The organism is Streptomyces sp. NPDC050546 (genome assembly GCF_044457425.1).
Taxonomy (GTDB): Bacteria; Actinomycetota; Actinomycetes; order Streptomycetales; family Streptomycetaceae; genus Streptomyces.
In genome coordinates this window covers 65,891-79,453 of sequence record NZ_JBITGX010000009.1, presented here as the reverse complement: position 1 = coordinate 79,453, position 13,563 = coordinate 65,891, and the positions used below count along the sequence as shown (strand labels likewise).

The window sequence follows — 13,563 nt, the reverse complement described above, 5'->3', positions numbered from 1 at the left end:
CCTGGAAGGTGCCGCGTAGTGGACTGGAACGACTGCGAAGGGATGGCCCGTTGACCTCCTCATCCGTCCTCCCCATCGTCCCCCGCACCGCCGACGTCGTGATCATCGGCGGCGGTGTGATGGGCACGAGCATCGCCTTCCACCTGGCCGAGGCAGGAGTGCGGAACATCGTCGTCGTGGAGCGCGGCGAGCTGGGCCGCGGCAGCTCGGGCAAACCGATCGGCGGCGTACGGGCGCACTTCTCCGACCCGCTCAACATCGAACTGGGCGACCGGAGCCTGCGCGCCTTCCGGGACTTCCCCGACCGCCCCGGCGCCGACATCCGCCTCGAGACCGTCGGCTATCTCTTCCTGCTCACCACCGAACGGCAGGCCGCCGACTTCGAGGCCGCCGTCCGGCTGCAGAACTCCCTCGGCCTCCCCAGCCGCATGACCGACCCCGACGAGGCCCGCCGCCTGTGCCCCTACGTCAGCACCGACGGGCTGGTGGCCGCCGCCCACTCACCCGCCGACGGTCATGCCCGGCCCGCCCTGGTCGTCCAGGGCTACGCGCGTGCGGCGGCCCGGGCCGGCGCCGTCCTCGCGACCCACACCGCCGTCACCGGCCTCGACACCCGCGGCGACCGGGTCACGGCCGTCCACACCGACCGCGGGCGGATCGACTGCGCCACGGTCGTCTGCGCCGCCGGCGCCTGGTCGGCACGGATCGGCGACCTGGCCGGCGTTCACCTCCCCGTCCGGCCGGTCCGCCGCCAACTGGCCTTCACCGTCCCGCTCACACCCCCCGCCCCGCGCATCCCCTTCACCATCGACTTCTCGTCCTCGGCGTACTTCCACAACAGCGACGACGGGCTGCTGTTCGGCCTGGCCGACCCCGCCGAGCCGGACGGCTTCGACACCACCTGGACCCCCGGGTGGCTGGAGCTCTTCCGCGACGTCGTACGCCACCGAGCCCCCGGCCTCGCCGGCATGGAGACGGCGGGCGGCTGGGCCGGGCTCTACGAGGTCACCCCCGACCACAACGCGCTCATCGGCCGCTCCGGCGAGATCGCCAACTTCCTCTACGCCACCGGCTTCTCCGGCCACGGCTTCCTCCAGGCCCCGGCGGTCGGGGAGATCGTGCGCGACCTGTACCTGGACCGGACGCCCTGCGTCGACGTGGGCCCGCTCAGCGCCGACCGCTTCCGGACGGGGGCGGGGATCCGGCCCGAGTCGCACGTGGTGTGAGGCGTGGGATATTCCGTCGCGCGGGCGGGCAAGGGCCGTTAGCATCCGTCGCGATGACGACTCACTCCGAGAACAGATCGGGGGTCCCGTCCGCGCCAGGTGAGTGCTGATGCTCACCGACCTCGCGAACGGGGACTCCCCGCTTTCCTCAAGCCCGCTTTCCTTCTGGCCGCGCGTGCGCGAGTTCGCCGTGCCGCCCTCCATGATCGAGACCGCGACCGCCCGGCGGCAGGCCGGCGACTGGGCGGGTGCGTGCGCCGCCGCCGGTATCGACGTAGACCTCCAGCCACGCGCCGTGGCCCGGGCCCACGGCAGAGAACTCGCCGCCCGGCTCCGCGCCGACCTCCGTCACCTGGCGCCCGACCTGCTGCGCTGGCACCTGCCGAGGATCGCCCCCGACGGGCTGCTGCGGCCGGGGCTGACGATCGGGCTGGCCCGGTACGACACCACAGGCCCCGCACCGCAGCAGCTCGTGGTGCGGACCCCACCGGCCTGGGCCGACGCCGGTCAGCGGCTCAGCCTCGCCCTGTGGGACGCGTCGGACACGGCCGACCGGCGCCATCCGCATCCCCGCCCCAGCAGACGGTTCCGTCTCGACCTGCACCGGCATCTGTGGGATGCGCGCCGGGTGGGCGAGCTGCGGGTGCGGGCGGGGGCGGATCCTCCCGCCACGGACGGTCGTCCGGCGCCCGGGCCGCTGCCGTACGGCCATCGCTGCGCCGTCGACCGGTGGGCGGCCGAGGCGGAGATCCTGCTGCGTGCCGAGGGGCGGCCGGCCGGCAGGGTCGGTGTCCGGCTCGGGGCGCGCGACCGGCTCGTCCTGGACGTGTCCGACGGCACCCCGGTGGTGACGTCGCACGCCCCGGACCCCGCACTGCCCGTCCTGCCCGACGCGGCGACCTGGGTGCTGCCCGACCTGGAGCTGCTCCGGGCCGGGGCGATCGATCCCGGGCGGCTGCATCCGCTGGTCGCCTCGGCGCTGGGGGCGGAGCGGACCGGCACCTTCGGGGCGCCGGACGAGACGGGTGATCCACGGCAGGTGGAGTGCAGGGGCGCCCGCCACACCATCGGCCTGGTCGACGGCTCCCTGGCCGCACTGGACCACGACCCGGACGAGATCCGGCGCGAGGAACTGCTGGCCGCCCTGGGCGGACCACCCCTGCCCTGTCTCCAGGCCATCGACCGCGCACACCGCCGCCCCGACTGCCTCACCGGCGTGCGGGAACGCCTCCGGCACGGCGACGTCACCGGGGCACTGGCCGCCGTGGAGAGCCTGCTGGGCCCCGAAGCGGTGCTGCGCGACGGCCCGCTGCGGGACGCGCTGGAGACGGCGGCGCGGCGGCGGATCGACTACGGGCTGTTCCGGACGGGCCTGGACGGGCCCTCGCCCGGCAGCCTGCGCCCCTGGGACCGCCGCCGCTCCCGCGACCACGGCCCGCGCCCCCGCCACATGTGACCTCCCCACATGTGACCTCGCCACATGTGACCTCGCCATATGTGACCTCGCCCCGCCCGCCCTTCAGGACCCTCCAGACCCACAGGTGATCACACATGCCCACACGCAGCACGCCCCTGGCCGACACCACCGCCCGACTCGACGTCGCCGCCGACCTGCTGACCCTCCTGCGCGACGCCACCACCGAACCCCGCCCCGACACCCAACTGGAAGCCCTGACCCTGGCCGTGGCCGCGGATCTGCCCGTGCTGCTGTGGGGAGAGCCGGGCATCGGCAAGACGGCCGCCCTGAACCAGCTCGCCGACGCCCTGGACCTGCCGCTGACCACGGTGATCGCGAGCGTGCACGAGCCGTCCGACTTCTCGGGGCTGCCGATCGTCGGCGACGACCCCGCGGAACAGGGCGTGCCCCTGGCCCCGCCGGACTGGGCCGTACGCCTGGTGCGGGCCGGCCGGGGACTGCTGTTCCTCGACGAACTCTCCACCGCGCCGCCCGCCGTCCAGGCCGCCCTGCTCCGGCTCGTGCTGGAGCGGCGGATCGGCGCGCTGCGGCTGCCGCCCGGAGTGCGGATCGTGGCCGCCGCCAACCCGCGTTCCTCGGCCGCCGACGGCTGGGAACTGAGCCCGCCGCTCGCCAACCGCTTCGTCCACCTCCAGTGGGCGCACGACACCGACGTCGTCGTCCGGGGCCTCGGCGGGACCTGGCCCCGGGCGACCCTGCCCCGGCTCGACCCGGGGAAGCTGCCGGAGGCCGTGGCCTTCGCCCGCCGTGCCGTGTGCGAGCTGCTCACCGCACGCCCCGGGCTCGTGCACCGGCTGCCCAGCGGAGAGACCCGCAGGGGCGGGGCCTGGCCGTCGCCCCGCAGCTGGGAGATGACGCTGCACCTCATCGCCTTCGCCACCGCGGCCGGCTCCTCCCGTGACGTGCTGTCTCTGCTGGTGCGGGGCACCGTAGGGGACGGGCCGGGACTCGAACTGCTGGCGAGCCTGGACCGGATGGACCTCCCGGACCCCGAGACCCTGCTGGCCGACCCGGCCGGAGCGGTCCTGCCCGAGCGGGGCGATCTGCGCCAGGCCGCGCTGGACGCCGTCGTGGCCGCGGTCCGCGGCCGCCCGGAGCGGCCCCGCTGGGACGCGGCGTGGGCCCTGCTGGTCAAGGCGGTGGAGAGCGGGCCCCCGGACGTCGTGGTCGTCCCCGCGACCACGCTCGCCGCACTGCGCCGGGAGGACTGGGACGTACCGGCGGCGATCGAGCGCCTGGCAGGGGTGGTGACGCTGTCGCGGAGGGCGGACCGGGCCAAGGCGGCGTCGAAGGCGGGCCGATGACGACGGACCTCGCCGGCGCGACCGGCACCCTCGACCGGGACAAGCTCTTCACGGCCCGCCTGCACGCCGCCCGCGTCCGCCCCTACCTCGCTACGGCCCTGTTCGCCCTGCATGTCGTGGAGTCGCGCCGGGTGCCCACGATGGGCGTCGACCGGCACTGGCGGTGCTACGTCTCGCCGGTGTTCGTGGACCGTACGCCCGTCGAGGAACTGGCCGGAGTATGGGTGCACGAGGTGTCGCACCTGCTGCGCGACCACCACGGCCGCAGCGACCGGGTCGCCCGGGAACGAGGGCTGAGCGGGCCGGGGGAGCGGTTGCGGATGAACATCGCCGCGGACTTCGAGATCAACGACGACGTCTACGGCGACGGTCTGGCCCGCCCCGAGGGAGCCGTCGAGCCGGGTGATCTGGGCCTGGCGGAGGGCGAGTTGATGGAGGAGTACCTGCGCCAGTTCAGCATCGGCCCGCGCATGCAGGACCTGGCCTGGCTGGACTGCGGCAGCGGCGCCGACGGCCGGGGCCGGGAGTGGGAGTTCGGCCCGGACGGCGCGCACGGCCTGAGCGAGCAGGAGCGGGACGCGGTCCGCTTCCGGGTGGCGCAGGGCATCACCGGCCGCCCGGGCAGCGCCCCGCAGGGCTGGCGGCGCTGGGCCGAGGAGGCCTTCCACCCACCCCAGCCCTGGCGGGAGTTGCTGGGCGCGGCGGTGCGCTCGGCCGCGTCCGGCCCCGGCGCGGGCGAGGACTACACCTACGGCCGGCCCGCCCGGCGCTCGACCGCGATCCCCGGCATCGTCCTGCCCAGTCTCCGCCGCCGCCCGCCCCGGGTCTCCGTCATCATCGACACCTCCGGCTCGGTCAGCGACGCCGAACTCGGCAGCGCGCTCCTGGAGGTCGCCGAGATCGCCCGGGCCGTGGGCGGACGCCGCGACCTTGTCACCGTCGTCCCCTGCGACGCCTCGGCCGGTCTCGCCCGCCGCCTCTGCCGCGCCGAGGGCATCCCGCTGACGGGCGGCGGCGGCACGGACCTCCGCGCCGGCTTCACCCGCGCCCTGCGCTCCCGCCCGGCCCCGGACGTCATCGTGGCCCTCACCGACGGCCAGACGCCCTGGCCGAGCACCCGGCCTCCGTGCCGCACGGTCGTGGGCCTCTTCCCACGCCGCTACGAGGCCCAGTCCTACGACGACCAGCACCACGGCGAGTCCAACCCGGAGTACGTCCCGGACGCGCCACCGGACTGGGCCCGGGTCGTGGACATCGGCTCGTGACGGCTCAGGGCCGGTGCAGCAGCCCCCGTTCCATCGCCACCACCACCGCCCTCGTCCGGTCGCTGACGTCGAGCTTGGCGAACAGCCGTAGCAGATGCGTCTTCACCGTGGCCTCGGCGATGACGAGCCGACGGCCGATCTCGGCGTTGGTCAGTCCGTCCGCGACCGCGTTCAGGACGTCCGCCTCGCGGGCCGTAAGGGGGATCTGGGCGGGCCGGCGCATACGGGCGACGAGGCGCTCGGCGACGCGGGGGGCCAGGACGGTCTCGCCGCGCGCCGCCGCGTGGATCGCGTCGGCCAGCTGCTCACGCGTGGTGTCCTTGAGGAGGTAGCCGATCGCCCCGGCCTCCACCGCGCGCTCGATCTCCGCGTCCGTGTCGTACGTCGTCAGGATCAGCACCCGGGTGCGGGGGAAGCGCGTCACGATCTCGGTCGTGGTCGCCACGCCGTCCAGCACGGGCATCCGCAGGTCGACCAGGGCGACATCGGGCGCGTGGCGCTCGACGAGGCCGAGGGCCGCGCGGCCGTCGCCCGCCTCGCCGACGATCTCGATGCCGGACTCGGAGGCGAGCAGGGCCACCACTCCGGCCCGCATGACGGTGTGGTCGTCGACCACGATGATGCGCAGCGGTCCGTCGGTCATGCGGAGGCCTCTCCCGCTTCGGCCGTCAGGGGCATCAGCGCCAGCACCCGCGTCCCGTCCCCCACCGAACTCGTCACCGTCAGCCTCCCGCCCAACTCCGCCAGCCGCTTCCGCATGCCATCCAGTCCAAACCCCGACGACTCCGCCACCACGAACCCGCCCCCGTCATCGGTGATCTCGAGCTCCACCCCGTCCGGCTGCCGGGCCAGCACCACGCCGACCGTGGAGGCGCGGGCGTGCTTGCGTACGTTGGCCAGCGATTCCTGGGTGCAGCGCAGCAGCGCGATCCGGGTCTGCTGGTCGCACTCCAGGTCCGCCAGCTCGGCGTCGACGGTGAGGCCGGTGTCCTCGGCGAAGCGGTCCAGGGTGCGGCGCAGGGTCTGGGCCACCGAACCCGCCGCCACCTGGCCGGGGCGCTGGGGCGAGCCGACCAGCTCCCGTGCCTCGGCGAGGTTCTCCCGGGCGGTGGACTCGATCGACCGCAACTGCTGGGCGCTGCGGGCCGGTTCGGAACCGAGCCCGGCCCGGGCCGCCTCGGCGAGCACGATGATCGAGGCGAAGCCCTGGGCGAGGGTGTCGTGGATGTCCCGCGCCAGCCGCTCCCGCTCGTCCGCCGCACCCTGCCGCTGATGCGCCTCGGCCAACCGGGCCTGGGTCTCCTCCAGTTCGGTGATGAGCCGGGCCCGCTCGGCGCTCTGCCCGACCACCGAGTGCGCCCACAGCCCGATCAGCCCACCCACGGCGACCACGAGCACCGTGGAGACGAGGATCTCGGTGAAGAACTCCACCGTCCAGCCGTGCCGCAGCACGCTCGCGGCCAGGGTCGCGGCCGTGGCGAGCCCCAGGAACACCACCGAGGCCCTCGGCGTCCGCCCGAACAGCCAGTAGTGCGGCAGCGTCACCATGAACAGGGCCGCGTAGTTGTTCCGCAGATAGGCCAGCCCGCCCAGTGCGACCACCAGCACCGACAGATACACGTGCGGCCGTACGACGGGATTGGCCGGGAAGCGGTACAGGACCGCGTAGGACACCACCACCGCGCCCAGCAGGAGCAGCGCCGCGTACTTGCTCCCACCGGGCCGGTCGATGGCGGCGAGACCGACGGCCATCACGGCGAACAGCACCCAGCACACCGCGTTCCAGCGGCGCAGCGTCGTGGTCCAGAAGGCGTCGGCGGTGGAGCCGGCGGATGCGGTCATGCCGATCAACGTACGTCGACCCCCGGACGGGAGGAGGACCTTTTCTCCGGGACGTTCTCCGCCGCGTTCTGCGACACGTCCTGCGGCACGTTCCCCGGGCCGCTCTCCGCGACGGCGAGCGCCCGCCGCACCGCGCGCGAGGGCCACCAGCTCGACTCGCCCAGCAGCAGCATCGCCGCCGGCAGGATCATCACCCGGACCACGAACGCGTCGATCAGCACGGCCGCCGCCAGCACGAAGCCGATCTGCTTCATCTCGATGATGTGCAGGAAGACGAAGCTGGCGAACACCGTCGTCATCACGACCGCGGCACTGGTCACCACGCTCGCCGAGGAACGGATCCCGTCCAGCACCGCCTGCCGCGTGGGCACGCCCGCGAGCGCCGCCTCCCTGATCCGGCTGACGACGAACACCTGGTAGTCCATCGACAGTCCGAAGAGGATCACGAAGAGGAACAGCGGGACGCGTGAGCCGATCGAGCCGGTGGAGGTGAAGTCCAGCGGGCCCTCCGCCCATGTCCCCTGGAAGACCAGCACCAGCAGCCCCAGGGCCGCCGCCGCGGACAGCAGGTTCAGGACGACGCCGAGCAGCCCGAGCACGACCGAGCGGAAGGCGTACACGGTCATCGCGAACGTCACCAGCAGCAACGCGCCCAGGACCAGAGGCAGTTTGCCGTTCTGGTGGGCGGGATAGTCGGCGTAGCGGGCGACGTCCCCGCTCACGCCGTACTCGGCGCCGCCGATCCGGCCCACGGTCGCGGGCAGGAAGTCGTCCCGGAGCCGGTCGAGGGAGTCGTACGCCTCCTCGGAGTTGCCGAGGTACGGCACCTTCAGTTCGAGGGTGCTGGTGCTGGTGCTGGTGCTGGTGCTGGTGCTGGTGCTGGTGCTGGTGCGGTCGTCGGCCGAGGTCCGGATCCGCGACGCCCCGGTGAACAGCCGGTCCTCCTCCGCGCGCCCGGCCACCTCCTCCAGCGCGGCGACGACCTCCGCCGACCGCGCGGCAGCGGCCCGCACGACGACCTGATGGGTGACCCGCTGCTCCGGGAACGCCTCGTTGAGCCGGTCGTACACCCGCATCGCCGGGATGTCGCGGGAGTGCGTGTCCCGGCTCATCTCGGTGATCTTCAACCCTGCCAGCGGTACGACGAGGGCGAGCAGGGCGAGGACCGAGACGCACAGGGTGGTCAGGGGATGCCGGGCCGCGGGACGCAGCAGGGCGCTCCACACCCGGCCGCCGCCCCGCTCATCCCGCACCCGGCGTACGGCCTTTCCGCGCTCGGCCCGCCGCCGCGCCCGGCGCTCCGCCCGCTTCCCGAGCTTGACGAGCAGCGCGGGCAGGGCCGTCAGCGAACTCGCCACCGCCACCAGGACGACCACGATCGTGCCGGTCGCGAGGGACGAGAAGATCACGTCGGAGGCGAGATACAGCGTCGCCGTGGAGGCGATCACCGCCATCCCGGAGACCACCACCGCCCGGCCCGAGGTCGCGGCGGCCAGCTCCACCAGTGCCTCGGAGGAGAGCCGCCCGCCGGAGCGGGCCCGTTCCTCCCGCTCGCGCTTGAGATAGAAGAGCGTGTAGTCGACGCCGACCGCCAGGCCGATCATCAGGATGACGTTCGTCCCGATCCCGGCGTCGGGCGACACATGTGAGACGACCATCGACAGGCCCACCGCCGCCGCGATCGACGACAGCGCCAGCAACAACGGCACCCCGGCCATGGTCACCGACCCGAACACGACCAGCAGTGTGAGGAGGGTGACGGGCAGGGTGATCGCCTCGGACAGCGCCAGATCGTCACTGCGCTGCTGGTCGACTCCCTTGCTGACGGACGGACTCCCGGTCTGCTCCAGCAGCAGTCCGGGGTGGCCCTCGCGCACCGCGTCGGTCTGCGCCACGAGCGCGTCGACCTTGTCCTTGGCGTCCCGCTCCTCGCCCTTCAGCGCCACCTCGACCATCAGGATCCGGCGATCACCGGACCACAACGGGTCGGCCACGCCCGCCACTTCCGGCAGTCGCCGCATCCGCTCGGTGAGATCCTCCGCGGCGTCCCGGGCGGCGCCCTGGTCGAGGGCACCGCCCGAACGGGAGGAGATCAGCACCTGCTCGGCGGCCCTGCGCTCCAGCTGGGCCTCGGCGGCGAGGGCCTCGGCCCGCCCGGCCTCACCGACCCGGTAGTCCGCCGTCTTCGCACTGTTCGTGCCGACGGCACCGCCGACGCCCAGACACAGCGCCACGAACACCAGCCAGCCGACGATCGCCCGCCAGGGGTGCCGCGCACTCCAGCGCGCCACGCGCACAGTCAATGAATTCATGCCCAAAAGCGTTGCTGAACAGGGCAGTTGCCGGACAGAGGTACTCGGTTGAACCTGCCGTCCACCGGTCGGTGGACCCGGCCCCTGGGGAAAACCCCACGCCCCTCGGCCTCAGACGGCCCTCAACACGACCGCCTGGCCGCCCGCCGGTGCCATCGCCACGTCGAGGGTGTCGGCCCGGGTCACGGTCCGGGTGCCGACCACGACCGCGGTCTGGTACGGGCTCGCGCCCGGGGTGCCGTCGGCGTAGACCGTCGCCGTGTACGTACCGCGCCCGAGGAAGGACAGCGGCAGGGACAGCGTCCTGGACGACTCGTTCGTCATCGCGCCCAGGTACCAGGTGGAGCCGTCGCGCCGGGCGACGGCGACGTACTCGCCGATCGAGCCGGCCAGCGTGCGGCTCTCGTCCCAGGTCGTGGGGACGGCGTTGAACCAGGGCAGGCCCGGCCAGTTCGCCGGGTTGCCGTACTTGGACGGCTTGTCGTACCAGAAGAGGAAGTTGAGCGGCTGGTAGTAGACGGCGGCCATGGCCATCTGGTGGGCGTTGGTGGTCTTGTCGCGGGACTGGCCGTAGCAGATCGTGTAGTCCATCGGGCCGCCGACGTTGCGGGCGAACGGCAGCGTCACATTGTGCGTGGCGGTCGGGAACTGCTCGTTGCCGCGCACGCCCTCCAGGCTGATCCAGTTCGGGTACGTCCGCTCGTAGCCGAAGGGCCGGACGTCGTCGTGCATGTCGATCAGCAGCTCGTATCTCGCGGCCGTCTTCGCCCAGTCGATGATCTGGCCGGTCATCGACTGGGTGCCGTCGTTGATGAACCCGAGCTTGATGCCCCGCACGCCCCAGCTCCTGTAGAGGCCGAAGAGGGAGTCCGCGTCGGTCAGCGCCAGCCGGTTGACGTAGAGGAAGACTCCGATGCCCTTGCTCGTGGCGTACGAGATGACCGACGGCAGGTCGATGGCGGGGATCGGGGTGGTCGCGTCGGGCGTGGTGAACTCCGGGCCGTACCAGCCGGCGTCGTACTCGATGTACTCCAGTTCTCGGGCCACGGCGAAGTCGACGCCCGCGAGTCCGGCCGCGGTGGTGAGTTCGCAGCGGAAGACCTTCCCGGGCTTGATCCAGGAGGGGTCGGGGAGGGCGTTCGGCGGAGCCAGGTTCAGCACCAGCTCGGCGTTGTCGACGAGTTCGGCGTGGGTGGCGCCGATGACGACGGCCCGCCACGGCGTGGCGAAGGGCGTGGCCACGGTGGAGGCCGTCTCCACCGGGCCGGTGCCCCGGGCGGTGTGCTCCATGAGGAAGGCGGAGAGGGTGTTCGGCTCACCGTCGACCGAACTGAGCATGAGCCGGGGGTAGTCGACCCGCGCCGACTCGCAGACGCACGCGATGAGACCGCCCGGGAGCGTGGCGGTCAGGGGGAGGTCGGTGAGCGGACCGTTGTCCGTCGTGGCGGTGCCGGTGACGGGTATGGAACCCGGGGCCACCGGCTCGTAGGCGTTCTCGTCACGGGCGCTGTAGACGGTGGTGCCGTCCGGGAAGACGAAGGTCGTCAGCTCGTCGGTGATGGTGGCGGTGGTAGCGGTGCCGTGGTCGAGGAGGAGGTAGCGCAGAGCGACGCCGGTCCGGTAGGCACGGACCTCGACGGCGAAGCGGCTGCCCGTGCCCTTGTCCTTCAAGTCCCAGCGGTGCTCCTGGTAGTGGTCGGTGACGCTCGCGTCGCGTCCGTAGACCGGGGTCCAGGTGGAGCGGCGGGTGCGGTACCGCCTTCCGGTCACCCTGACGTCACTGCCCAGGACGGTGCCGTCGCCGAGCCTGATGCCGAGGGCGGAGGTGCCGATCACTGTCCGGCCGTCGCGCCGGGCGGACCACTGGAGGACCCCGTGGGTGCTGACCGACAGGGTGATGGAGGTGCTGCCCATGCGGGCGGTCACGCTCTCCGGGCGGTCCGGTCGGCTGCCGGTGGCGTGTGCGGGGCGCGCGGTGGCGACGCCCGCCACGGCCAGCCCGGCACCGGCGGCCGCGCCCTTGAGCACCTCCCGGCGGGCCCGTTCTCCCGAAGCTCTCATGGAGGGACCTTCCCCTTGCAGTAATAAGGTAGTAACCGTTTTCTGTCACTGGCGAGTGCAGTTGTACGCGCCGCCGCGCGGGCGGGTCAAGAGTCCGGGACCACCGGATACGCGAACACCCCGGGTGCCGGGCCTGGTACGGCCCGGCACCCGGGGTGCCGTGGAGCGGTCGGTCGGCGGTCAGCGGTCAGCGGTCAGCGCAGGACGCCGAGGCGGTCGAGCCGGTCGTTGACGCCGTTGCGGAGTTCGCCGAGGGTCGTGCCGGGCGGGGCCACCTTCGGTGTGGAGGACGGCGGCTGGGTCTCGTCCGCGCAGGTCGTGCCGCGCGCCGGGACCTTCAGGTCCACCAGGTAGCTCGTGACGGCGTCCGTCGCGCAGGCGCTGCGCCCGAACGCGGTGTGCCCCTCGGCCTCGAAGGTGAGCAGCCGGCCGTTGTCCAGCTCCCGGGACAGGGCCACCGCGTCCTGGTACGGGGTGTCCGGGTCGCCGGTGTTGCCGACGACCAGGATCGGCGCGGAGCCCTTCGCGCGGAAGGAACCGTCGTAGCGGCTGACCTGCTCGCCCTGCCACTGGGCGCAGGCGGTGGCGTGCTGGTGGTCGTAGAGCGGCGGGCCGTAGGCGAGGGCCGGGCCGAGCAGCGGCGCGGCTTTGGCGAAGGAGGTCACCTTCCGCTTCAGCAGCGCCGGGTCACGCGGGTAGGCCTTGTCGACGCACTCGACGACGACGTTCGGGTTGAGGAAGTCGTAGCTGGCCGCGGACGGCGGCCGGAGCAGGAACGAGGTGTTGTCGCGCTGCTGGGCCTTGTGCAGGGCCTCGCCGAGGGAGGGCCAGATGACCTTGCCCTCGTTGATGTTGAACAGGATGCGGTAGACGAGGGTGTAGCCGTTGGCCTGCCCGCCGTTCGCGGTCGGTACGGGGTCGGCGTCGAGGTCGGCCTTGAGCTTCTCGAACGCGGCCCGGGGGTCGCCGTCGCCGAACCCGCAGGTGGCCTGGTCCGCCTTGCACCAGTCGAGGAAGCGGCTCATCGCGCCGTCCAGGGCCAGGTACTGGGGCCGGTCGTAGGCGTACGGCTGGTTCGCGTAGTGCTCGGGGTCGTAGGCGCCGTCCAGCGCGAGGGCGCGCACCCGGTCGGGGAACAGGGCGGCGTAGACGGTACCTATGTAGGAGCCGAACGACCGCCCGTAGTACGTCAGTTGATCCTCACCGAGGGCCTGGCGCAGCAGGTCGATGTCGCGGGCGACGTACTCGGTGCCGACGTACGGCAGCAGGTCGCCGGCGTTGTCCTGGCAGGCCTGGTCGAACTCGGCGGCCTGGCGCACGGCGGGCTCGTAGGCGTCCGGGCCGGGGACGCCCTTGGCCGCGGTGATGGCCTTGGTGTACGTCGGGTCGTCCCAGCACTGGACCTGTGAACTGCGCCCGACGCCGCGTACGTCGTACCCGAAGACGTCGAAGGAGTCGCGCAGGGAGGCCGGCAGCTCGGCGTAGTTCCCGCGCACGAAGTCCACGCCGGAGTTGCCGGGCCCGCCGGGCTGGAGGAAGAGGGTGCCCTTCTTCTTGGCCTGGTCCGGGGCCTTCTTGCGGATGACCGCGAGGGTGATGGTCCTGCCCTGCGGATCGCCGTAGTCCAGCGGCACGTCGGCGTTCGCGCACTCGAAGCCGTCCTGGCAGTCGGACCAGGCGAGGGCCGGCACGGCCGGCTTGCCGGTCTCGTCCGGCTGGGCCGCCATCACCTGGGCGGCGGTCCCGGCGACGGCGAAGGAGACGGCCGCGGCGAGGGCGATCCTCAGACGCGGGAGGCGTCTGCGTGCGCGGGTGCCGGTGCCGGAGCCGGTGCCGGAGCCGGAGCCGGAGCCGGAGGCGGACCGGCCGGATCCGTGAGCTGGTGTGGTCACTGTGTGTTCCCCTCGGGCACGAGTGCCGGGCCGCGCCCCTTGGTACGGCCCGGTTCGTTGAAGTTTCTAGCTCACTCGGGAGGGGAAAGGGAGCGGGAGTGACCTCGCGGGCCCCCTTGTGGGTGTCTTCTTACGCGATCTCTCCAATACCCGGCGGTAGTTGCGGCGTTGTTCACCCGAGATC

9 protein-coding genes are annotated in these 13,563 nt (G+C 72.9%); 4 read left to right on the top strand and 5 right to left on the bottom strand.

Annotated features, from left to right (window positions below):
- Window positions 1-50 precede the first annotated feature (50 nt).
- The 4 genes from ACIBK5_RS22855 to ACIBK5_RS22840 all read left to right on the top strand — a co-directional run bounded on the left by ACIBK5_RS22855 (window position 51) and on the right by ACIBK5_RS22840 (window position 5,272).
- A complete protein-coding gene (locus ACIBK5_RS22855; protein WP_399021867.1) occupies window positions 51-1,226 on the top strand; it encodes an NAD(P)/FAD-dependent oxidoreductase in 1,176 nt (391 codons plus the stop codon).
- A 109-nt stretch (window positions 1,227-1,335) separates the two neighbouring features.
- Complete coding sequence (locus ACIBK5_RS22850) at window positions 1,336-2,682, top strand: hypothetical protein (RefSeq protein ID WP_399021865.1); 1,347 nt, start codon at window positions 1,336-1,338, stop codon at window positions 2,680-2,682.
- 95 nt (window positions 2,683-2,777) lie between these two features.
- Window positions 2,778-4,007, top strand: coding sequence for an AAA family ATPase (locus tag ACIBK5_RS22845; protein ID WP_399021863.1), 1,230 nt, complete (start codon window positions 2,778-2,780; stop codon window positions 4,005-4,007).
- Window positions 4,004-5,272 (top strand): VWA-like domain-containing protein, encoded by a 1,269-nt coding sequence (locus tag ACIBK5_RS22840; protein ID WP_399021861.1) that lies wholly within the window; start codon window positions 4,004-4,006, stop codon window positions 5,270-5,272. The genes ACIBK5_RS22845 and ACIBK5_RS22840 overlap by 4 nt, the downstream gene beginning before the upstream one ends.
- A gap of 4 nt (window positions 5,273-5,276) precedes the next feature.
- Here ACIBK5_RS22840 and ACIBK5_RS22835 read toward each other — a convergent pair whose 3' ends face one another.
- The 5 genes from ACIBK5_RS22835 to ACIBK5_RS22815 all read right to left on the bottom strand — a co-directional run bounded on the left by ACIBK5_RS22835 (window position 5,277) and on the right by ACIBK5_RS22815 (window position 13,379).
- Complete coding sequence (locus tag ACIBK5_RS22835; protein ID WP_399021860.1) at window positions 5,277-5,915, bottom strand: response regulator; 639 nt, start codon at window positions 5,913-5,915, stop codon at window positions 5,277-5,279.
- Window positions 5,912-7,114, bottom strand: a complete 1,203-nt coding sequence (locus tag ACIBK5_RS22830; RefSeq protein WP_399021858.1) for a sensor histidine kinase — start codon at window positions 7,112-7,114, stop codon at window positions 5,912-5,914. Before ACIBK5_RS22830 ends, ACIBK5_RS22835 begins: the two co-directional genes overlap by 4 nt.
- A gap of 5 nt (window positions 7,115-7,119) precedes the next feature.
- The gene (locus ACIBK5_RS22825; RefSeq protein ID WP_399021857.1) at window positions 7,120-9,426 is read right to left on the bottom strand and encodes an MMPL family transporter; all 2,307 of its coding nucleotides are present in this window, start codon (window positions 9,424-9,426) and stop codon (window positions 7,120-7,122) included.
- Between the two features lie 111 nt (window positions 9,427-9,537).
- Complete coding sequence (locus ACIBK5_RS22820) at window positions 9,538-11,487, bottom strand: glycoside hydrolase family 97 catalytic domain-containing protein (protein ID WP_399021855.1); 1,950 nt, start codon at window positions 11,485-11,487, stop codon at window positions 9,538-9,540.
- 194 nt (window positions 11,488-11,681) lie between these two features.
- Complete coding sequence (locus ACIBK5_RS22815; protein WP_399021853.1) at window positions 11,682-13,379, bottom strand: alpha/beta hydrolase; 1,698 nt, start codon at window positions 13,377-13,379, stop codon at window positions 11,682-11,684.
- Window positions 13,380-13,563 lie beyond the last annotated feature (184 nt).

Coding starts and splice junctions, on each gene's coding strand:
- ACIBK5_RS22850 (WP_399021865.1), top strand. CDS start 1,336: ATGCTCACCGACCTCGCGAACGGGGACTCCCCGCTTTCCTCAAGCCCG.
- ACIBK5_RS22845 (WP_399021863.1), top strand. CDS start 2,778: ATGCCCACACGCAGCACGCCCCTGGCCGACACCACCGCCCGACTCGAC.
- ACIBK5_RS22840 (WP_399021861.1), top strand. CDS start 4,004: ATGACGACGGACCTCGCCGGCGCGACCGGCACCCTCGACCGGGACAAG.
- ACIBK5_RS22835 (WP_399021860.1), bottom strand. CDS start 5,915: ATGACCGACGGACCGCTGCGCATCATCGTGGTCGACGACCACACCGTC.
- ACIBK5_RS22830 (WP_399021858.1), bottom strand. CDS start 7,114: ATGACCGCATCCGCCGGCTCCACCGCCGACGCCTTCTGGACCACGACG.
- ACIBK5_RS22825 (WP_399021857.1), bottom strand. CDS start 9,426: ATGAATTCATTGACTGTGCGCGTGGCGCGCTGGAGTGCGCGGCACCCC.
- ACIBK5_RS22820 (WP_399021855.1), bottom strand. CDS start 11,487: ATGAGAGCTTCGGGAGAACGGGCCCGCCGGGAGGTGCTCAAGGGCGCG.